The sequence below is a fragment of the Enterobacter cloacae complex sp. IR5402 genome (assembly GCF_049238125.1).
In the GTDB taxonomy this organism is placed as follows: domain Bacteria; phylum Pseudomonadota; class Gammaproteobacteria; order Enterobacterales; family Enterobacteriaceae; genus Enterobacter; species Enterobacter hormaechei_C.
The window spans coordinates 623,904-642,900 of record NZ_JBMKHO010000001.1 but is presented as its reverse complement, the minus strand read 5'-3'; the positions used below and the strand labels follow the sequence as shown (position 1 = coordinate 642,900).

General features: G+C 56.6%; 20 protein-coding genes. 10 read left to right on the top strand and 10 right to left on the bottom strand.

Features of this window, described 5'->3' with window-relative positions:
• Positions 1 to 5 precede the first annotated feature (5 nt).
• The 4 genes from ACOTXL_RS03110 to pabB all read right to left on the bottom strand — a co-directional run bounded on the left by ACOTXL_RS03110 (position 6) and on the right by pabB (position 5,192).
• Positions 6 to 1,604 (bottom strand): EAL domain-containing protein, encoded by a 1,599-nt coding sequence (locus ACOTXL_RS03110; protein WP_045329810.1) that lies wholly within the window; start codon positions 1,602 to 1,604, stop codon positions 6 to 8.
• A gap of 129 nt (positions 1,605 to 1,733) precedes the next feature.
• The gene (gene sdaA, locus ACOTXL_RS03105; protein WP_003859920.1) at positions 1,734 to 3,098 is read right to left on the bottom strand and encodes an L-serine ammonia-lyase; all 1,365 of its coding nucleotides are present in this window, start codon (positions 3,096 to 3,098) and stop codon (positions 1,734 to 1,736) included.
• A 184-nt stretch (positions 3,099 to 3,282) separates the two neighbouring features.
• Positions 3,283 to 3,861, bottom strand: a complete 579-nt coding sequence (locus ACOTXL_RS03100) for a CoA pyrophosphatase (protein ID WP_003859921.1) — start codon at positions 3,859 to 3,861, stop codon at positions 3,283 to 3,285.
• Positions 3,858 to 5,192, bottom strand: a complete 1,335-nt coding sequence (pabB, locus tag ACOTXL_RS03095) for an aminodeoxychorismate synthase component 1 (RefSeq protein WP_003859923.1) — start codon at positions 5,190 to 5,192, stop codon at positions 3,858 to 3,860. The genes ACOTXL_RS03100 and pabB overlap by 4 nt, the downstream gene beginning before the upstream one ends.
• A gap of 61 nt (positions 5,193 to 5,253) precedes the next feature.
• Between pabB and ACOTXL_RS03090 the strand changes: the two genes are divergently transcribed.
• On the top strand, positions 5,254 to 5,436 hold the full coding sequence (locus ACOTXL_RS03090; RefSeq protein WP_003859925.1) for a YoaH family protein: 183 nt from the start codon (positions 5,254 to 5,256) through the stop codon (positions 5,434 to 5,436).
• A gap of 5 nt (positions 5,437 to 5,441) precedes the next feature.
• Here ACOTXL_RS03090 and ACOTXL_RS03085 read toward each other — a convergent pair whose 3' ends face one another.
• On the bottom strand, positions 5,442 to 5,786 hold the full coding sequence (locus ACOTXL_RS03085; RefSeq protein WP_003859927.1) for a RidA family protein: 345 nt from the start codon (positions 5,784 to 5,786) through the stop codon (positions 5,442 to 5,444).
• Positions 5,787 to 5,919: 133 nt separating this feature from the next.
• Here ACOTXL_RS03085 and ACOTXL_RS03080 point away from each other — a divergent pair, with 133 nt between their 5' ends.
• The 5 genes from ACOTXL_RS03080 (at position 5,920) to rnd (ending at position 12,299) form a co-directional block, all read left to right on the top strand.
• Positions 5,920 to 7,830 carry an ATP-dependent DNA helicase gene (locus ACOTXL_RS03080; RefSeq protein ID WP_003859928.1) on the top strand — a complete coding sequence of 637 codons (1,911 nt, stop codon included), beginning with the start codon at positions 5,920 to 5,922 and terminating at the stop codon, positions 7,828 to 7,830.
• A gap of 66 nt (positions 7,831 to 7,896) precedes the next feature.
• The gene (tsaB, locus tag ACOTXL_RS03075) at positions 7,897 to 8,592 is read left to right on the top strand and encodes a tRNA (adenosine(37)-N6)-threonylcarbamoyltransferase complex dimerization subunit type 1 TsaB (protein ID WP_032658967.1); all 696 of its coding nucleotides are present in this window, start codon (positions 7,897 to 7,899) and stop codon (positions 8,590 to 8,592) included.
• Between the two features lie 37 nt (positions 8,593 to 8,629).
• The gene (locus ACOTXL_RS03070) at positions 8,630 to 9,211 is read left to right on the top strand and encodes a Slp family lipoprotein (RefSeq protein WP_003859931.1); all 582 of its coding nucleotides are present in this window, start codon (positions 8,630 to 8,632) and stop codon (positions 9,209 to 9,211) included.
• Positions 9,212 to 9,414: 203 nt separating this feature from the next.
• Complete coding sequence (fadD, locus tag ACOTXL_RS03065) at positions 9,415 to 11,100, top strand: long-chain-fatty-acid--CoA ligase FadD (RefSeq protein WP_003859933.1); 1,686 nt, start codon at positions 9,415 to 9,417, stop codon at positions 11,098 to 11,100.
• A gap of 83 nt (positions 11,101 to 11,183) precedes the next feature.
• Positions 11,184 to 12,299, top strand: a complete 1,116-nt coding sequence (gene rnd, locus ACOTXL_RS03060) for a ribonuclease D (protein WP_122959317.1) — start codon at positions 11,184 to 11,186, stop codon at positions 12,297 to 12,299.
• 86 nt (positions 12,300 to 12,385) lie between these two features.
• Here rnd and minE read toward each other — a convergent pair whose 3' ends face one another.
• From minE to minC, 3 genes are read right to left on the bottom strand one after another with little or no spacing between them, the layout of a single operon-like run.
• Complete coding sequence (minE, locus tag ACOTXL_RS03055; protein WP_003859937.1) at positions 12,386 to 12,652, bottom strand: cell division topological specificity factor MinE; 267 nt, start codon at positions 12,650 to 12,652, stop codon at positions 12,386 to 12,388.
• A gap of 3 nt (positions 12,653 to 12,655) precedes the next feature.
• Positions 12,656 to 13,468 carry a septum site-determining protein MinD gene (gene minD, locus ACOTXL_RS03050; RefSeq protein WP_003859938.1) on the bottom strand — a complete coding sequence of 271 codons (813 nt, stop codon included), beginning with the start codon at positions 13,466 to 13,468 and terminating at the stop codon, positions 12,656 to 12,658.
• Positions 13,469 to 13,490: 22 nt separating this feature from the next.
• Positions 13,491 to 14,198 carry a septum site-determining protein MinC gene (gene minC, locus ACOTXL_RS03045; protein WP_017384318.1) on the bottom strand — a complete coding sequence of 236 codons (708 nt, stop codon included), beginning with the start codon at positions 14,196 to 14,198 and terminating at the stop codon, positions 13,491 to 13,493.
• Between the two features lie 123 nt (positions 14,199 to 14,321).
• On the opposite strand from minC, the gene ACOTXL_RS03040 reads away from it, so the two are divergent.
• The 3 genes from ACOTXL_RS03040 to ACOTXL_RS03030 all read left to right on the top strand — a co-directional run bounded on the left by ACOTXL_RS03040 (position 14,322) and on the right by ACOTXL_RS03030 (position 15,838).
• On the top strand, positions 14,322 to 14,597 hold the full coding sequence (locus tag ACOTXL_RS03040) for a YcgL domain-containing protein (RefSeq protein ID WP_006810982.1): 276 nt from the start codon (positions 14,322 to 14,324) through the stop codon (positions 14,595 to 14,597).
• A 47-nt stretch (positions 14,598 to 14,644) separates the two neighbouring features.
• Positions 14,645 to 15,304 carry a fumarylacetoacetate hydrolase family protein gene (locus ACOTXL_RS03035; protein WP_003859945.1) on the top strand — a complete coding sequence of 220 codons (660 nt, stop codon included), beginning with the start codon at positions 14,645 to 14,647 and terminating at the stop codon, positions 15,302 to 15,304.
• 93 nt (positions 15,305 to 15,397) lie between these two features.
• Positions 15,398 to 15,838 carry a YcgN family cysteine cluster protein gene (locus ACOTXL_RS03030; protein ID WP_015570314.1) on the top strand — a complete coding sequence of 147 codons (441 nt, stop codon included), beginning with the start codon at positions 15,398 to 15,400 and terminating at the stop codon, positions 15,836 to 15,838.
• A 99-nt stretch (positions 15,839 to 15,937) separates the two neighbouring features.
• Here the strand turns inward: ACOTXL_RS03030 and dsbB are convergent, their stop codons facing one another.
• A complete protein-coding gene (gene dsbB, locus ACOTXL_RS03025) occupies positions 15,938 to 16,468 on the bottom strand; it encodes a disulfide bond formation protein DsbB (RefSeq protein WP_045347069.1) in 531 nt (176 codons plus the stop codon).
• 46 nt (positions 16,469 to 16,514) lie between these two features.
• On the bottom strand, positions 16,515 to 18,053 hold the full coding sequence (gene nhaB, locus ACOTXL_RS03020) for a Na(+)/H(+) antiporter NhaB (protein ID WP_045350790.1): 1,539 nt from the start codon (positions 18,051 to 18,053) through the stop codon (positions 16,515 to 16,517).
• Between the two features lie 201 nt (positions 18,054 to 18,254).
• On the opposite strand from nhaB, the gene fadR reads away from it, so the two are divergent.
• On the top strand, positions 18,255 to 18,974 hold the full coding sequence (gene fadR, locus ACOTXL_RS03015) for a fatty acid metabolism transcriptional regulator FadR (protein ID WP_003859951.1): 720 nt from the start codon (positions 18,255 to 18,257) through the stop codon (positions 18,972 to 18,974).
• The last annotated feature ends 23 nt before the right edge of the window (positions 18,975 to 18,997 follow it).

Below are 18,997 nucleotides of genomic sequence, written 5' to 3'. Positions count from 1 at the left end.
GTTATCTAGCGTAACGGCAGTAAGGGCACGATGTGTCCGTTGTGACGGGCTGGCGGAGAGTGACTTTCCGCCAGCCATTTCGGAAACTCGCGCAGCGGCATTGGCCGCGCATACAAGTACCCCTGCAAAATATGTACGCTGTGACGGCGCAGGTAGCGTGACTGCTCCTCGGTTTCCACCCCTTCCGCAACCAGTTCAATATTCAGCCGCTGGCCAAGCGCAATAATAATATCTGTTACCGTTGAGTTCACGGCGTCGGTGCCGATCGCGGTGGTGAAGGATTTATCAATTTTCAGCACATCCGGATGCAGTTTTTCTAGCCATGAAAGTGAGCTGTTGCCGGTACCAAAATCATCAATCGCAAGTTTCACCCCTTTGCGGTGCAGCTCCCGCACGATGCGGTAATCCACATCCAGCAACGCATCGCGTTCGGTTAACTCCACGATCAACTGTTGAACAGGGCTGGCGTTAAACCAGATGCGGTTGAGATCCTGGATAAGCGCAGCGCGGCGAAAATGGCTGGCGGCCACGTTAATGCCGATATGGAAATCGCGCGAGGCAGGGAAATAGCCTATCTGCCGCACCGTTTCGCTGATGACGTAGCGGGTAAGCGGAACAATCAGGTTATGTTCTTCGGCCAGAGGGATAAAGACATCGGGCGAAATCCATCCCTGACGCGGGTTGTTCCAGCGCAGGAGGATCTCGACGCCGGCGCATTCCCGGGTGCGGGCATTCACCAGCGGCTGGCAGAAGAGTTCAAACTCCCTGGCCGCAATTCCCATATTGATTTCCCAGGTGAAACTTATGCGCCGCGCCGTGGCGAGCCAGGCGATATAGCCCATCAGTAAGCTGAGCATCAACGCCAGCGGCAGCTGGGTGGGCAGATTTTTTAACGCCATTTCGCCAGGCCCGGGGCCGCTCACCGTGACGCTGAAAGGGTAATGTTGTGACGACTGTTCCAGCAGGGAGGCGTTTTCATCGAAGGTCGGCGTAGTCGTCACCTGTTGCCCGTCGCGGAGGAAGTTATCTCCTACTCTCAGGACAACGTCGGTGATCTGCGGCCGCTGCGGCTCGAGAATCATTTTAGTGATGAGATCGATATTCACCACCTCCATCACCCCGTCGTTGCCGTCGCCCGCAACGGGAGACCACTGAATCAGTACCGGGCTGCCTTTTACCAGCCACCGGTCAGTCGACAGCAGCAGCCTGGATTCACTGACTGGAAGCTCCGGCACAAACTCACTGACGGGCACATTACGGCTGCCAAAGACGCTTGAGCAATACAGTATTCCGTCTTGAATGAGGGCGATGGAGCGTACGGTCTGGAGGATCGCCGCCTGTTTTCGCAGGATTAGATTTGCTTCGGAACAGGGTATGCCAACCAGTGAAAGTAGCGTTTCACGCTGGACCTCTAACGAGAGAAGCACCTTATCAAGCGCACGCACGGTGTGGTGGGTAAAGTCGTGGATCCGATCCTGATTTATGTTGCGCTGTGAAATAAAGCGAATGCCCAGCGTCAGGACGAGCGTAACGAGCGCAACCGTGACACAGACGATAACGCGTTTTCGGCGATAGTCTTTAATGATCGTTTGTGCAGTTTGCATGAACGGTCGCCTGTTAAGCACCGGCCAGAAAAGCCAGACGCAACAGTGACAGTGTAGTGGGGAATACGTGAAGCGACGAGACGAGAGGGGAAAATTCGCCCATCCGTTGCAGATGGGCGAAAGGAAGGCTTAGTCGCACTGCACCTTAATGGCCAGACCGCCGCGTGAGGTCTCACGGTACTTCGCGTTCATGTCCTTGCCGGTTTCGTACATGGTTTCAATAACCTTATCCAGCGACACGCGTGGCTCGCTGGTACGGCGCATCGCCATACGCGAGGCGTTGATCGCTTTGACGGAGGCGATGGCGTTACGCTCAATGCACGGCACCTGCACCTGACCGGCAACCGGGTCACAGGTCAGACCGAGGTTGTGCTCCATACCGATTTCCGCCGCCACGCACACCTGCTCAGGGCTGGCGCCCAACAGTTCCGCCAGACCCGCTGCCGCCATAGAGCAGGCCACGCCCACTTCACCCTGACAGCCTACTTCGGCACCAGAGATGGACGCATTCATTTTGTACAGCGCGCCGATAGCGCCTGCCGCGAGGAAATAACGGATATAGATATCCGGTGTCACGGGCTCAATAAAGTGATCGTAATAGGCCAGCACCGCCGGAACGATACCGCACGCGCCGTTGGTCGGCGCCGTCACCACGCGACCACCCGCTGCGTTCTCTTCGTTAACCGCGAGGGCAAACATGTTCACCCAGTCGACCACGTTCATTGGGTCATTGGAGAACTTGTCGGTGGTGACCAGCATGCGGCGCAGCGCAGAGGCACGACGCGGTACGCGCAGAGGCCCAGGCAGAACACCCTCGGTGTTCATCCCGCGGTCAATACAGGCGCGCATGGTTTGCCACACGTTAGCAAAATAGTCTTCGATCTCTTTCTTGCTGTGCAGCGCCAGTTCGTTCTGCATCACCATGCCGGACAGGGACAGACCGGTCTCTTTGCAGTAGCCCAGCATCTCGGTGGCCGATTTAAACGGATAGGGCACATTGACGTCGCCCGCGCTCTCTTTACCAAAGTGTTCTTCGTCAACGATAAAGCCGCCGCCGATGGAGTAGTAGGTTTTACTGTAGATCTCTTTTTCGCCGCTCCAGGCGTGGATGGTCATGCCGTTTTCATGCAGCGGCAGGTTGTCGCTACGAAAACGCATCCCGTCATCCTGCGGAAAGTCCACTTCGTGCTGACCGTTAGCCAGCAGTAAGCGTCCGCGCGTTTCCACGTCGCGGATAAATGCCGGAATGGCATCAATATCAACAGTGTCCGGCATATTGCCTGCCAGACCCATAATAATGGCGATATCGGTGTGGTGGCCTTTACCCGTTAATGACAGTGAACCGTAAACGTCTACGGCGACACGGGTAACGCTTTCCAGTAATCCTTTTTCGACCAGATCATCGACGAACTGTTTACCGGCCTTCATCGGCCCTACAGTGTGGGAAGAGGAAGGACCAATCCCCACTTTGAACATGTCGAATATACTAATCACTTTCACACTCCTGACAGGGTTACTGGGGTTCCAGTAACGATGTTATAACTGCGCATAGTGTAAGAGGGAACACCAACCTCGGCTTAACTATTCACATGAATTAAACTAATGGTTAACGATGGTTTTGCTAATAGCGCGACGCCGATCGCAAACCTGCCAGAAAAGGGTGGAATGTAAAGTATAGTCAAGGCTTCAGGCCGATTTGCAGGGCCAGCTCACGAATGATGCCTGCCGTCATGCCCCAGACAAAATAATGCTGATACCACGACAGCCAGACCCGATGATCGTGTCCGCGGCGGTGAATATCCAGTGGGTGATAGCGGCCCAGACGAAGGGCCTCTTCCAGCGGCATTTCGAACACCGCTGAAACTTCATCGACGCTGGCGTGATACTGAAGATCGGGCGGAATAATGCCAACGACCGGCGTGACCTGAAAACCGGTTACGCTGTCCACTGGCGGCAGCACGCCGATCACCTCGACTGTCTCCGGGGGGATCGCCACTTCCTCATGCGCTTCACGCAGTGCGGCGGCAATCAGGGATGCATCGGTGCTGTCCACCGCGCCGCCCGGAAACGCAACCTGACCGGCGTGTTTTCGCATATGCGGTGAGCGCTGGGTAAGCAACAGACCCGGCTGCTCACGGCGCACGACCGGGATCAGCACCGCCGCCTGACGTTGATTCAGCGTGGCGCGGCTAACCTGGGGCCGCAGAAGCTGAAAGCGTGACAGAAAATCATCCAGCGTCAGGTTGTCTTTCTTCACCGTGAGTTCTCCAGTTGTTTCAGGATACGATTCACTTTATCAAAGGTTTCCTGATATTCCGCCTCGACCTGGCTATCGGCCACAATGCCACCGCCTGCGGAACAGTACAGGTTACCGTCGCACGCCGTCAGGGTGCGAATAGTGATGCTGGTATCCATGGTGCCGCACAGACTCACATAGCCGATGCTGCCGCACCAGGCATTGCGGCGATGTGGTTCCAGTTCGTCGATGATCTCCATCGCCCGGACCTTCGGCGCGCCGGTGATGGAGCCGCCCGGAAACGCGGCGCGGAGCAGATCGCAGGCGGTTCGCGAGGCCGGCAGGCGTGCGGTGATGGTGCTGACCAGATGATGCACCGCCGGGAAAGGCTCCACGACGAACAGCTCCGGCACGCGCACGCTGCCCGGCTCGGCGACGCGACCAATATCATTGCGCATCAGATCGACAATCATCAGGTTTTCGGCACGATCTTTGGGAGAGGCCGCCAGCGTCTCCGCCTGCTGGCGGTCGGCGTCGGCGTTGGCAAGGCGCGGCAGTGTGCCCTTTATTGGGCGGGTCTGAATCATACCGTCAGCCAGGTGGATAAAACGCTCAGGCGAAAGGCTGAGTATGGCGCCGTGTTCAAAGCGTAAAAATGCACTGAACGGGGCCTTATTGCTGGCATTGAGGCGGGTAAACGCCTGCCATTCGTCTCCCTTGTACGCCGCCTGGAAACGCTGGGCAAGGTTGACCTGATAACAGTCGCCACTGTGAAGATACGCCTGCACACGGGAGAATTTTTCCGCGTATTCCTCCGCGCTCATGTTCGAGCGCCAGCCGGAGGTCAGCATAAAGTGTTCCGGGGCGGCGGGCCGTTGCGCCTCAAGCCAGGCCAGACGCGCCTGTACGTCCCGGTGGCTCAGCAGAGAAACCGTCTGCTTACGGTGATCCACGATCAGCGCCCAGTCATACAGCCCCACCGCCATATCCGGCAGGGAAATATCCGCCTGCGCATGCTCGGGCAGCTTTTCGAAACGGCGACCCAGATCGTAACCAAACAGGCCCAGCGCGCCCCCCTGGAAAGGCAGATCCGGATCCGGTGTGGCAGTTAAGCCCAGAGCATCGATCTCGTTCTGAAGCCGCATCAGCGGATCGTCCGTTGGCGACAGCGCATCGGTCGTCAGCGTTTTAACCGGGTCGGCCACCAGAATATCAAAGCGGCTGTAGGGGTGATCCGCATGGCCGGAGTGCAGCAGCATGGCAAAAGGAAGGTGGCTCAGACGGGCAAACCAGAACTCCGCGGCGTCAGCACGCCAGGGCAAGGTCATAACAGTGGGGAAGCGCATGTTCATGTATGGCATACTACCGGGCAGCGTGAAATAATTAGCGCGAATAATTTAGCAGGAGTTAACGATGTTTGCAGGTTTACCTTCTCTCAGCCATGACCAACAGCAGAAAGCCGTTGAACGTATTCAGGAGCTGATGTCCCAGGGGATGAGCAGCGGACAGGCAATTTCCCAGGTCGCGGAAGAACTTCGCGCCACCCATACCGGCGAGCGGATCGTGGCGCGCTTTGAGGATGAAGATGAAGAATAACCGGCTTACACTGCCGCGATAATCTTGATCTCAACCTTATATTCCGGTTTCATCAGCGTGGCCTGTACGGTGCAGCGTACAGGCGCGTGACCCGCCACCACCCACGCATCCCATGCTTTATTCATCGCCGCGAAATCGTCTTTATTCGCCAGAAAAATCGTCGCATCCAGAATGCGGGATTTGTCGCTGCCCTGTTTTTCCAGTACGGCGTCGATCTGCGCCAGGGTGTTGGCGGTCTGCTCGAAGGCGTCGGCGTCCAGATTGGCAGGGACGCCGGTGTAGTACAGCGTCTGGTTGTGGATCACCACATCAGACCAGCGGGCTTCGGCATCAATGCGCGTAATTGTCATAAACGTATCCTCGTTATCTTTCGTCGTCAGGCGGCAAGACTGCCATAATGTTCCGCCGTCGTCACTATTTGGGGTGGCACCGGAGAGAAGGGGCTGACATAATCCCTGTGCAAAAATACAGTGAGAGAACACCGTGGCAGACGATTTTTCCCCAGAGGGTCAGTTAGCACAGGCTATTCCCGGCTTTAAACCGCGCGAACCCCAACGTCAGATGGCGCATGCCGTTGCGCACGCTATCGACAAGGCGCAGCCGCTGGTCGTGGAGGCCGGTACCGGTACGGGGAAAACGTATGCTTACCTCGCTCCTGCGCTGCGGGCGAAAAAGAAGGTGATCATCTCTACGGGATCAAAAGCGCTCCAGGATCAGCTCTACAGCCGCGATTTACCCACGGTGGCGAAAGCGCTGAAATACAAAGGGCGTCTGGCCTTGCTGAAAGGGCGTTCTAACTACCTGTGTCTGGAGCGTCTTGAACAGCAGGCGCTGGCGGGCGGCGACCTGCCGGTACAAACCCTGAGCGATGTGATCGTCCTGCGCGCCTGGGCCAACCAGACGGAGGAGGGGGACATCAGCACCTGCGCGAGCGTGCCGGAAGACTCCCCGGCCTGGCCGCTGGTGACCAGCACCAATGACAACTGCCTCGGCAGCGACTGCCCGCTGTATAAAGACTGTTTTGTGGTGAAAGCGCGTAAAACCGCGATGGACGCCGACGTGGTGGTGGTGAACCATCACCTGTTTCTTGCGGATATGGTGGTCAAGGACAGTGGTTTCGGCGAGCTGATCCCGGAGGCGGAGGTGATGATCTTCGATGAAGCCCATCAGCTACCGGACATCGCCAGCCAGTATTTTGGTCAGTCGCTCTCCAGCCGTCAGCTTCAGGATCTGGCGAAAGATATTACCATTGCCTATCGCACCGAACTCAAAGATACCCAGCAGTTGCAGAAGTGCGCGGACCGCCTGGCGCAATGCGCACAGGATTTCCGCTTACAGCTTGGCGAGCCGGGCTATCGCGGCAACCTGCGCGAACTGCTCGCAGACAAAAATATCCAGCGCGCGCTGCTGCTGCTCGATGATGCCCTTGAACTCTGTTACGACGTGGCGAAACTGTCCCTCGGACGTTCAGCGCTGCTGGACGCCGCCTTCGAGCGCGCCACGCTTTACCGTGGGCGGCTGAAGCGGCTGAAAGAGATCAACCAGCCGGGCTACAGCTACTGGTACGAATGTACCTCGCGCCACTTCACCCTGGCGCTCACGCCGCTGACCGTTGCTGATAAATTTAAAGAGGTGATGGCGCAAAAGCCCGGCACCTGGGTCTTTACCTCGGCCACGCTGTCGGTCAATGACGATCTGCACCACTTTACCGAGCGCCTCGGCATTGAGCAGGCGGAATCCCTGCTTCTGCCGAGCCCGTTCGACTATGAGAGACAGGCGCTGCTGTGCGTGCCGCGCAATCTGCCGCTGCCTAACCAGCCGGGCGCGGCGCGCCATCTGGCGGCCATGCTGAAGCCGATGATCGAGGCCAACAACGGGCGCTGCTTTATGCTCTGCACCTCACACGCCATGATGCGCGATCTGGCCGAGCAGTTCCGCGCCACCATGACGCTACCGGTGCTGTTGCAGGGAGAAACCAGTAAAGGCCAGCTGCTCCAGCAGTTTGTCAGCGCCGGTAATGCCCTGCTGGTGGCGACCAGCAGCTTCTGGGAAGGGGTGGACGTGCGCGGCGACACGCTCTCGCTGGTGATTATCGATAAGCTGCCGTTTACATCGCCGGACGATCCGCTTCTGAAAGCGCGCATGGAGGACTGCCGTCTGCGCGGGGGCGATCCGTTCGACGACGTCCAGCTGCCGGACGCGGTCATCACGCTTAAACAGGGGGTAGGGCGACTGATCCGCGACGTCACCGATCGCGGGGTGCTGGTGATCTGCGACAACCGCCTGGTGATGCGTCCCTACGGCGCGACCTTCCTCGCCAGCCTGCCGCCCGCGCCGCGCACGCGGGATATTAAACGCGCGGTCCGCTTCCTGGCGAACCCGACGGCGGAGTAATTCTTCCCGGAGTGTGTTAAGATGCGCGCCATTTTGTGACTGACCATTGCGAGAGCGCGACGACTGATGCGAATTCTGGCTATTGATACCGCGACAGAGGCCTGTTCCGTTGCCCTGTGGAACGACGGTACGATTTTTGCTCATTTCGAAGAGTGCCCACGGGAACACACCCAACGTATTCTGCCCCTGGTAAAAACCATTTTAACCGAGGGCAACACCGCCCTGACTGACCTCGACGCGCTGGCCTACGGCCGTGGTCCGGGCAGCTTTACGGGCGTACGTATCGGGATTGGCATTGCGCAGGGGCTGGCGCTGGGCGCTGACCTGCCGATGATCGGCGTCTCCACGCTTGCGACCATGGCCCAGGGAGCATGGCGCATGACCGGCGCCACCCGCGTGCTGGCTGCGATTGATGCCCGCATGGGGGAAGTCTACTGGGCGGAGTACACCCGTGACGAAAACGGCGTCTGGCACGGCGAAGAGACGGAAGCGGTGCTTAAACCTGAAGCCGTCACCGGGCGCCTGAAACAGCTCTCCGGTGAGTGGGCGACGGTCGGAACCGGCTGGGCGGCGTGGCCGGAGATGGCGAAGGACACCGGCCTTACGCTGGTGGACGGTAACATGCTCCTGCCCGCCGCCGAAGATATGCTGCCGATTGCCTGTCAGCTGTTTGCCGCAGGAAAAACCGTGGCGGTTGAACACGCTGAACCGGTTTATTTACGAAACACCGTCGCGTGGAAGAAACTTCCTGGCCGCGAGTGAATCTCAGTAACAGGAACTGAGAAAAAGGAGTCGCATCATGGCGGTTCAGACTAAAGTTGTACGCTTTTTTATGGCAGGCGCGGTTGCCATAGCACTGAGCGGGTGCGTCACCGTTCCTGATGCGATCAAGGGCACCAGCCCGACGCCACAGCAGGATCTGGTACGCGTGATGAATGCCCCGGAGCTGTATGTCGGGCAGGAAGCGCGGTTTGGCGGCAAGGTGGTTGAAGTGCTAAACCAGCAGGGGAAAACCCGGCTGGAGATTGCCACCGTTCCACTGGACGACGGCGCGCGGCCTGTTCTGGGTGAAGCCTCGCGCGGGCGGATCTACGCTGACGTCAGCGGCTTCCTCGATCCGGTAGATTTCCGCGGGCAGCTGGTGACCGTCGTCGGGCCGATTACCGGTTCGGTGGCGGGGAAAATCGGCAATACGCCATACAAATTTATGACCATGCAGGTGAACGGCTACAAACGCTGGCGTATCGCCCAGCAGGTGGTGATGCCGCCACAGCCAATCGATCCGTGGATGTGGGGACCGCATCCGTATCGTTACGGCTACGGTGGCTGGGGGTGGTACAATCCAGGCCCTGCACAGGTTCAAACAATAGTAACTGAGTAAGTTACTGTTATTGCTAGGAAAGAGACAGCGGCTCAGCCGCTGTCTCTGTTTTTTTACGGATAAAACGAAAAAAAAGAGTGACGCGCTTCGCAACCTGCAATCTGAACAATTAATAAACTGGTACGCTGAGTTAATATAATGTTAACAAACTGTTTATTATCGGGGCTGTGATGACGACGAACACTCATTTCAGAGGTGATGCATTGAAAAAGGTTTGGCTTAACCGTTATCCCGCGGATGTCCCTGCGGAGATCAATCCTGACCGTTATCAATCCCTGATTGAACTATTTGAACACTCGGTACGGCGCTACGCTGACCAGCCCGCGTTTGTGAATATGGGCGAAGTGATGACCTTCCGTAAGCTGGAAGAACGCAGCCGGGCGTTTGCGGCCTATTTACAGGAAGGGTTGGGCTTGCAGAAAGGGGATCGCGTCGCGCTGATGATGCCAAACCTTCTGCAATACCCGGTGGCGCTGTTCGGCATCCTCAGGGCAGGGATGATCGTGGTTAACGTTAACCCGCTCTATACCCCGCGCGAGCTGGAACATCAGTTGAATGACAGCGGCGCGGCGGCGATTGTGATTGTCTCCAACTTTGCCCACACGCTGGAAAAAGTCGTTGAAAAAACTCAGGTTAAGCACGTCATCCTGACGCGCATGGGTGACCAGCTCTCTACCGCGAAAGGTACGCTGGTCAACTTTGTCGTTAAATACGTTAAGCGGCTGGTGCCGAAATACCACCTGCCGGATGCCATCTCCTTCCGCCGCGCCCTGCATGCGGGCTACCGGATGCAATACGTAAAGCCGGAGATCGTGTCCGAGGATCTGGCCTTCCTGCAATACACGGGCGGCACCACCGGCGTGGCGAAAGGGGCGATGCTGACCCACCGTAACATGCTGGCGAACCTTGAGCAGGTTAACGCCACCTACGGGCCGCTGCTGCACCCGGGCAAGGAGCTGGTGATCACCGCGCTTCCGCTGTATCACATTTTTGCGCTGACCATGAACTGCCTGCTGTTTATCGAGCTTGGCGGTCAAAACGTATTGATCACCAACCCGCGCGATATCCCGGGGCTGGTCAAAGAGCTGGCGAAATACCCGTTCACCGCCATGACCGGCGTGAACACCCTGTTTAACGCGCTGCTTAACAATAAAGAGTTCCAGCAGCTCGATTTCTCCACGCTGCACCTCTCCGCGGGCGGCGGGATGCCGGTTCAGCAGGCTGTTGCCGAGCGCTGGGTGAAACTCACCGGGCAGTATCTGCTGGAGGGCTATGGCCTGACGGAGTGCGCCCCGCTGGTCAGCGTTAACCCGCATGACATCGACTACCACAGCGGCAGTATCGGTCTGCCGGTCCCGTCGACGGAAGCAAAACTGGTGGATGATGAGGATAACGAAGTGCCTCACGGTGAGCCAGGGGAGCTATGCGTCAGAGGGCCGCAGGTGATGCTGGGCTACTGGCAACGTCCGGATGCCACGGATGAGATCATCAAAGACGGCTGGCTGCACACGGGCGACATCGCGGTGATGGATGACGAAGGCTTCCTGCGCATCGTCGATCGCAAGAAAGACATGATCCTGGTGTCAGGGTTCAACGTCTATCCGAACGAAATCGAAGACGTGGTGATGCAGCACAGCGGCGTGCTGGAAGTGGCGGCGGTGGGCGTTCCTTCAGGCAGCAGCGGTGAAGCGGTGAAGATATTTGTGGTCAAGAAAGATCCTTCTCTGACCGAGGATGCGCTGATAACGTTCTGTCGCCGTCAGCTGACGGGCTATAAAGTGCCGAAGCTGGTGGAATTCCGGGATGAGCTGCCGAAATCCAACGTCGGGAAGATATTACGACGAGAATTACGTGACGAAGCCCGTGCCAAAGTGGACAATAAGGCCTGAGCTTCACGTTAATCGCCCAGACGCCGGTTAAGCCGGCGTTTTTTATGGGCGCAAACAAAAGAGAGTCCGATTTGAATTACCAGATGATCACTACCAACGACGAGCTGGCTTCGCTGTGCGAGGTGACGCGTGAATTTCCTGCTATCGCCCTGGATACGGAATTTGTCCGCACCCGAACGTACTATCCGCAGCTGGGTCTGATTCAGATGTATGACGGCAAACACGTGTCATTGATTGACCCCCTCGGCATTACCGACTGGGCGCCAATGCGCGAGCTGTTGCTGGATACCGCCGTGACCAAATATCTGCACGCGGGCAGTGAAGATCTGGAAGTCTTTCTCAACACTTTTGGCATCATGCCGCAGCCGCTGATTGATACCCAGATCCTCGCGGCGTTCAGCGGTCGTCCGCTCTCCTGGGGCTTCGCCGCGATGGTGGAAGAGTACACCGGTCTGACGCTGGATAAGAGCGAATCGCGTACCGACTGGCTCGCGCGTCCCCTAACGGCGCGTCAGCTTGAATACGCCGCGGCAGACGTCTTTTACCTTCTTCCAATTGCCGGCCAGCTTATGAAAGAGGCTGAGGCGTCCGGTTGGCTGTCTGCCGCACTGGACGAGTGCCGCATGACGCAGCAGCGTCGTCAGGAAGTGGTTGATCCGAAAGAGGCCTGGCGTGACATCACCAACGCCTGGCAGCTGCGCACCCGCCAGCTGGCCTGTCTGCAACTGCTGGCTGACTGGCGTCTGCGTAAAGCACGTGAGCGCGATCTGGCGGTTAACTTCGTGGTGCGTGAAGAACACCTGTGGGCGGTGGCGCGCTATATGCCGGGTAGCCTTGGCGAACTGGACAGCATTGGCCTTTCCGGGAGTGAGATCCGTTTCCACGGTAAAACGCTGCTCGCGCTGGTAGAGAAAGCTCAGCAGCTGCCGGAGGACGCACTGCCAGAACCACTGCTTAACCTGATGGATATGCCGGGCTACCGCAAGGCATTCAAAGATATCAAAGCGCTGGTGCAGACGGTGGCGGGGGAAAGCAAACTGAGTGCCGAACTGCTGGCTTCACGTCGTCAGATTAACCAGCTGCTGAACTGGCACTGGAAGTTGAAACCGCAAAATGGTTTACCGGAGCTGGTCGCCGGATGGCGGGGGGAACTGATGGCCGAACGCCTGAATACCCTGCTGGAAGGGTATCCGCGCTAAAGAATTGTAGCCCCGGTAAGCGCAGCGCCACCGGGGAAATTGCCGGGTGGCGCGTTGCTTGCCCGGCCTACAAAACCACAACCGGATTAACGCGACTCTTCCGCTTCCGGAAGCGTGACGTTCAGCTCCAGAATCGAAATATCCCCGTCTTTTTGCTCCAGCTGAACGGTGACCATTTCCGGGTCAATCTGCACGTATTTGCAGATCACTTCCAGAATGTCTTTGCGCAGCTGCGGCAGGTAGTGCGGTTCGGCGTCGCTACGACGACGTTCCGCCACAATGATTTGCAGACGTTCTTTTGCGATGTTGGCGGTGCTTTTTTTCCGCGAGAGAAAAAAGTCCAGTAATGCCATAACTTATCCTCCGAACAGGCGTTTGAGGAAACCTTTCTTCTCTTCTTCAATGAAGCGGAAAGGACGTTCTTCTCCCAGCAGACGGTCAACGGTATCCGCATACGCTTTACCCGCGTCTGCCTGTGTATCCAGGATCACGGGCTCGCCCTGGTTAGAGGCGCGCAACACGGACTGATCTTCCGGGATCACGCCAACCAGTTTGATGCGCAGGATCTCCAGCACGTCTTCCATGCTCAGCATGTCACCTTTGTTCACCCGGCCCGGGTTGTAGCGGGTCAGCAGCAGGTGCTCTTTGATTGGCTCCTGGCCATTTTCCGCGCGACGGGATTTCGAGGCCAGAATGCCGAGAATACGATCGGAATCACGTACTGACGAGACCTCCGGGTTGGTGGTGATGATGGCTTCATCCGCGAAGTAGAGCGCCATCAGCGCGCCGGTTTCGATACCGGCCGGGGAGTCGCAGACCACGAAGTCGAACTCCATCTTTTTCAGATCGTCGAGCACCTTTTCCACGCCTTCGCGGGTCAGGGCGTCTTTATCACGGGTCTGGGACGCCGGAAGAATGTAGAGGTTCTCGGTACGCTTATCTTTAATCAGCGCCTGGTTAAGGGTGGCATCGCCCTGAATGACGTTCACGAAGTCATACACCACGCGACGCTCGCAACCCATGATCAGGTCCAGGTTACGCAGACCGATATCGAAGTCGATTACGACGGTTTTCTTTCCCTTCTGGGCCAAACCAGTAGCGATGGCCGCGCTGGAGGTGGTCTTGCCAACGCCTCCTTTACCCGAAGTCACAACAATAATGCGTGCCATAGAAATTCCTTGTTAAAAGGGATCAATTTAACGGTTGAACGGTCAAAGCGTTATCTGCCAGTTGCAGACGGGCCGCTTTGCCATAAAATTCGGCTGGGATTTTATCGCTCAGCCAATATTCACCTGCGATAGACACCAGTTCTGCCGTCAGGTGAGTACAAAAAATTTGTGCTTCTCGATCGCCGCTGGCGCCCGCAAGCGCACGTCCACGCATCATACCGTAAACGTGAATATTGCCATCTGCAATCAGTTCAGCGCCCGCACTGACGTGGCTTGTAACAATCAGATCACAGTTTGGCGCATAAATGCGCTGACCGGAACGAACCGGCAGATCAATCAATCGCGTTTTTGTGACTGGGGCTACATTTTGCGCCGGAGGCGGGGGAGCGGGAACGGTTGCAGGCGTTGCACGTGGGGCTTTTTCTTTGCCCTCGTTTAACAAGGGCAAACCCGCGCGTTCAATTTCGGCTTTTAACTCTGCGTCTTTGCAGCCGCTAATGCCCACGATGCGCAACCCCGTGGAGGCGACGGCCTGCTGGAGCCGCTTCCAGTTAACCGGCCCCTCAAGGTCGCTTACATTGACGACGACAGGAGCATGCTTAAGAAAAGCGGGAGCCTGCGCGATTTTGTCTTCTAACGCCTGACGAATAACCTCGGGTTTTGCATCATGCAAATGAACCACTGATAAGGTGAAGCTACTGCCTTTAAGCTCGATGGGCGTATTTGACATCCTGGCCTTACTCAATTTGCTATTAACCGCAACACATCGCCGCGATATTCCGAAGAGTATCAGGCATGTTATAGTCAGGAGTATATTGAGGCAAGCAACCACCCGTTAATTCAGAGTAAAAACATGTTTTGTGTGATCTACAGAAGTACCAGCCGCGACCAGACCTACCTTTATGTCGAAAAGAAAGACGATTTTTCCCGCGTGCCTGAAGAATTAATGAAAAGCTTTGGCCGACCGCAGCTGGCGATGCTGCTGCCGCTGGACGGCCGTAAGAAGCTGGTGAACGCCGATCTGGAGAAAGTCAAAAAGGCGTTAACCGAGCAGGGCTATTATTTACAGCTTCCGCCGCCACCGGAGAATTTATTAAAACAGCATCTTGAGGTGAGCGGAAAGAAATAAGCCCGGGTCCTTCCGGGAACAACTCATCAACCGATTAGGGGTCGACCATGTATCAACATCATAACTGGCAAGGTGCATTACTGGATTATCCCGTCAGCAAAGTGGTCTGCGTGGGCAGCAACTATGCAAAACATATTCAGGAGATGGGCAGCGCCGTGCCGGAAGAGCCGGTTCTGTTTATTAAGCCAGAAACCGCACTGTGCGATATTCGCCAGCCGCTGGTTCTGCCGCAGGGACTGGGCTCGGTGCATCATGAAGTGGAGCTGGCGGTGCTGATCGGCGCGACGCTGCGCCAGGCGACCGAAGAGCATGTAGAGAAAGCGATTGCGGGTTACGGTGTCGCGCTTGACCTGACGCTGCGTGATGTTCAGGGCAAAATGAAGAAAGCGGGGCAGCCGTGGGAAAAAGCGAAGGGTTTTGATAATTCATGCCCGATTTCCGGTTTCATTCCGGTGAGTGAATTTACCGACGATCCGCAGAACACGCCGCTCAGCCTGAAGGTCAACGGCGAGATCCGCCAGCAGGGAACGACCGCTGACATGATCCATAAGATCGTTCCGCTGATTGCCTACATGAGCCGCTTCTTCACCCTGAAACCTGGCGACGTGATCCTCACCGGCACTCCGGAAGGTGTGGGGCCGCTGCTTAGCGGCGACGAACTGGATGTCAGTTTTAACGGCCTGTCGCTGAAAACCCGCGTGCTGTAAAAGCACCTTGCCGCCTGAAAAGGGCGGCAAAACTTGCATCAACGTGCCAGACTCGTTATAAGGTGCGCTCTATTTTGACGTGTGGACATCCCGATGAACGACATTCCTTTCTGGCAAAGCAAAACTCTCGACGACATGACCGACGCGGAGTGGGAATCGTTGTGTGACGGCTGCGGGCAGTGCTGCCTGCATAAGCTGATGGATGAAGATTCGGACGAGATCTATTTCACCAACGTAGCCTGCAAGCAGTTAAACATCAAAACCTGCCAGTGCCGCAACTATGAGCGCCGTTTCGAATATGAGCCGGACTGCATCAAGTTAACCCGTGAAAATTTACCGACCTTTGAGTGGCTGCCGCATACCTGCGCGTATCGCCTGCTGGCGGAAGGGAAAGATCTGCCCACATGGCATCCGCTGTTGACGGGGTCGAAAGCGGCGATGCACGGTGAACGTATTTCCGTGCGCCACATAGCGGTGAAAGAGTCCGAGGTGCGGGACTGGGAAGACCACATTATGAATCACCCTAATCGGTGACAATAAAAAACCCGCCGAGGCGGGTTTTTTATTGTTCACAATTGTGTCGAGTGGCGCTGCGCTTACCCGACCTGCAAAACTGACGTTGCCGTTCTGCTTTTACCTTCCAAAAAGATCGCGTTTCTTTGGTTTGAACGGCTGGGCAATCAGCACCAGCAGCGCCACCACAAAGTAGGCGACAAAAATGCCCACCAGCCACTGCGGCATCTCCAGCGTCAGGAATTCCCACTGGCGTACAGAGCAGTCACCGGAGGCCACAAACACCTGCGGCAGCCATTTATCCAGCGGCAGCCAGCTCGGGAAGCGGGCGGCAAAATCGCAGGTCATAAACGGCGACGGGTGAAGCTGCATTTGGGTGTGCTCCCAGGCAAGCGCAATGCCTTTCCCGGCGCTGTACAGCCAGATGGCAATTGCCGCATAGCGTAACGGTGATTTGGGTGCAATCGCAGCTACCAGACCCGCGCCCATAATGCCGAACAGCGCACAACGCTCATAAATACACAGTACGCAAGGTTTCAGCCCCATCACATGCTGAAACCACAGCGCGACCATTTCCAGCGCAAAGGCGGTCAGGGCCATCAACAACCACGCTCCGCGACCGCGTGAGCACTGGTTCAAAAATCGCAACATAATCATTTCCCTGGAACATGCTTAGACAGCGCAGTGTAAACGAATTTTAATGCGCCGCAAGTATACCTGCTTGCAATAACCATTGCGTACAGGGAACGAGAGTAATTTTGATGCACAGTAAACCAACCAGGGTAAGCACCAGCGTATACGGCAGCGCCATCCAGACCATTCTTCCATAAGAAAGTCGTATGAGTGGCGCCAGCGCCGAGGTCAGCAGGAAGAGGAATGCCGCCTGACCGTTCGGGGTTGCCACGGAGGGGAGGTTGGTTCCGGTGTTGATCGCCACCGCCAGCAGCTCGAACTGTTCACTGCTGACAATCCCTTGCTCCATCGCGGCTTTGGCCTCATTGATGTATACCGTCCCGACAAAGACGTTATCGGATATAGAGGACAACAGACCGTTAAACAAATAGAACAGCGTTAGCTGCGAATCTGGCGTGGCCTGAAGCACAAACGCGATGATCGGCGCGAACAGATGTTGGTCAATAATCACCGCCACGACGGCAAAAAACACCGCCAGCAGGGCGGTAAACGGCAGCGCTTCGGTAAAGGCTTTTCCGATAGCATGTTCGTCCGTAACGCCGCCCAGGCTGGTTGCAAGGATAATTACCGACAGGCCAATCAGCCCCACCTCGGCAAGGTGGAAGGCCAGCGCAGCGATAAGCCACACGCCGATTAAGCCCTGTGCAATCAGGCGCAGCGTCTCCTGGCGCGTGCGTTGTTTGCGGCTCTGCTCGTCAAACTTATGCAGCTCCTGGCGGACCTGATCGGGCAACGTCGCGCCATACCCAAAGAGGTTGAATTTTTCGACCAGCACACAGGTGGCTAACCCGCAGACCAGCACGGGTACGCTGACCGGCGCCATGCGCAGGAAAAATTCGCCAAAATGCCACTCAGCTGCTTTGGCGATAATCAGGTTTTGCGGCTCCCCGACCATGGTCATCACGCCGCCCAGCGCCGTCCCCACGCCTGCATGCATCATCAGGCTGCGCAGAAATGCGCGGAACTGTTCCAGCACATCGCGGTTGTGCGCCTCAACGTGGCTGTCGTCCTGCAAGTTATCGCCAGGACGAGACGAGGCCACCCGGTGGTAAATCCCGTAAAAGCCGACGGCGACGCTGATCACTACCGCCACGACCGTCAGCGCATCCAGGAAGGCAGAGAGGAAGGCTGCGGCGAGGCAAAACGCCAGCGAGAGCAGCGTTTTCGACGGAATGCTCAGCAGCAAACGGGTGAAGATAAACAGCAGAAGCTGCTTCATAAAGTAGATCCCCGCCACCATGAAGATCAGCAGCAGCAGGACTTCAAGATTCGACGCTATCTCGTTTTTAACATGCTCCGCGCTGGTCATTCCAATGACCACGGCTTCCAGCGCCAGCAGCCCGCCGGGCAACAGCGGATAGCACTTCAGCGCCATCGCCAGGGTAAAGATAAACTCGGCGACCAACATCCACCCGGCAACGAAGGGATCCAGCAAAAAGATAACGGGATTAACGACCAGGAATACCAGTAAAGTGAGTTTGTACCAGTCAGGTGACTGACCTAAAAAGTTGCGCCACAGCGCGCGCCCAAATGAAATTTCCACGACAGACGTCCTTTCCCCGTCAAATAAGACAAGACATCAGTATACGCAAAAATGGCGGCAGAGCGGGGGATTAAGCCATTTGTAAATTTCATAAAAATGAAACGGCGATCCCTCTTTTCTGTCTCTGCTGCGCTATCTGCCTCTGCACGCCTCTGGTATGATGAGTGTAATTTGCTAAAGCTGTGTAATGGAAATCTCACTATGGTCATTAAGGCGCAGAGCCCGGCGGGTTTCGCGGAAGAGTACATCATTGAAAGCATCTGGAATAATCGTTTCCCTGCGGGATCAATTCTACCTGCTGAACGCGAACTCTCTGAACTGATTGGCGTCACCCGTACCACGCTGCGAGAAGTGCTCCAGCGTCTGGCGCGCGATGGCTGGTTGACGATACAGCATGGCAAACCCACTAAAGTGAATAACTTCTGGGAAACGTCCGGGCTGAACATTCTGGAAACGCTGGCGCGTCTCGATCACGAAAGCGTACCGCAGCTGATTGATAATCTGCTTTCCGTGCGCACCAACATCGCCACCATTTTCATCCGCACCGCGTTTCGCCAGCACCCTGAAGATGCGCTGAAGGTACTTGCTACCGCCAATGAGGTGGAAGACCACGCGGATGCCTTTGCGACCCTGGATTACAACGTGTTCCGTGGTCTGGCGTTTGCTTCCGGCAATCCGGTTTACGGTCTGATCCTGAATGGAATGAAAGGGTTATATACGCGCATTGGTCGTCACTACTTTGCTAACCCTGAAGCCCGCAGTCTGGCGCTCGGCTTCTATCATAAACTGAGCAAACTCTGCACCGAAGGGCTGCACGATCAGGTCTATGAAACCGTGCGTCGTTACGGCCACGACTCCGGTGAAATCTGGCACCGGATGCAGAAAACGCTGCCGGGTGATTTAGCGATTCAGGGCCGGTAAAAGAAAAAACCTCTCGATTGAGA

Excerpts from the sequence above, each read along its gene's own strand:
- ACOTXL_RS03085 (WP_003859927.1), bottom strand. The coding sequence starts at position 5,786 with ATGACAATTACGCGCATTGATGCCGAAGCCCGCTGGTCTGATGTGGTG.
- tsaB (WP_032658967.1), top strand. The coding sequence starts at position 7,897 with ATGCGAATTCTGGCTATTGATACCGCGACAGAGGCCTGTTCCGTTGCC.
- dsbB (WP_045347069.1), bottom strand. The coding sequence starts at position 16,468 with ATGTTGCGATTTTTGAACCAGTGCTCACGCGGTCGCGGAGCGTGGTTG.
- ACOTXL_RS03070 (WP_003859931.1), top strand. The coding sequence starts at position 8,630 with ATGGCGGTTCAGACTAAAGTTGTACGCTTTTTTATGGCAGGCGCGGTT.
- minC (WP_017384318.1), bottom strand. The coding sequence starts at position 14,198 with ATGTCAAATACGCCCATCGAGCTTAAAGGCAGTAGCTTCACCTTATCA.
- pabB (WP_003859923.1), bottom strand. The coding sequence starts at position 5,192 with ATGAACATGCGCTTCCCCACTGTTATGACCTTGCCCTGGCGTGCTGAC.
- ACOTXL_RS03030 (WP_015570314.1), top strand. The coding sequence starts at position 15,398 with ATGAACGACATTCCTTTCTGGCAAAGCAAAACTCTCGACGACATGACC.
- ACOTXL_RS03090 (WP_003859925.1), top strand. The coding sequence starts at position 5,254 with ATGTTTGCAGGTTTACCTTCTCTCAGCCATGACCAACAGCAGAAAGCC.
- minD (WP_003859938.1), bottom strand. The coding sequence starts at position 13,468 with ATGGCACGCATTATTGTTGTGACTTCGGGTAAAGGAGGCGTTGGCAAG.
- minE (WP_003859937.1), bottom strand. The coding sequence starts at position 12,652 with ATGGCATTACTGGACTTTTTTCTCTCGCGGAAAAAAAGCACCGCCAAC.
- ACOTXL_RS03035 (WP_003859945.1), top strand. The coding sequence starts at position 14,645 with ATGTATCAACATCATAACTGGCAAGGTGCATTACTGGATTATCCCGTC.
- ACOTXL_RS03110 (WP_045329810.1), bottom strand. The coding sequence starts at position 1,604 with ATGCAAACTGCACAAACGATCATTAAAGACTATCGCCGAAAACGCGTT.
- fadR (WP_003859951.1), top strand. The coding sequence starts at position 18,255 with ATGGTCATTAAGGCGCAGAGCCCGGCGGGTTTCGCGGAAGAGTACATC.
- rnd (WP_122959317.1), top strand. The coding sequence starts at position 11,184 with ATGATCACTACCAACGACGAGCTGGCTTCGCTGTGCGAGGTGACGCGT.
- ACOTXL_RS03040 (WP_006810982.1), top strand. The coding sequence starts at position 14,322 with ATGTTTTGTGTGATCTACAGAAGTACCAGCCGCGACCAGACCTACCTT.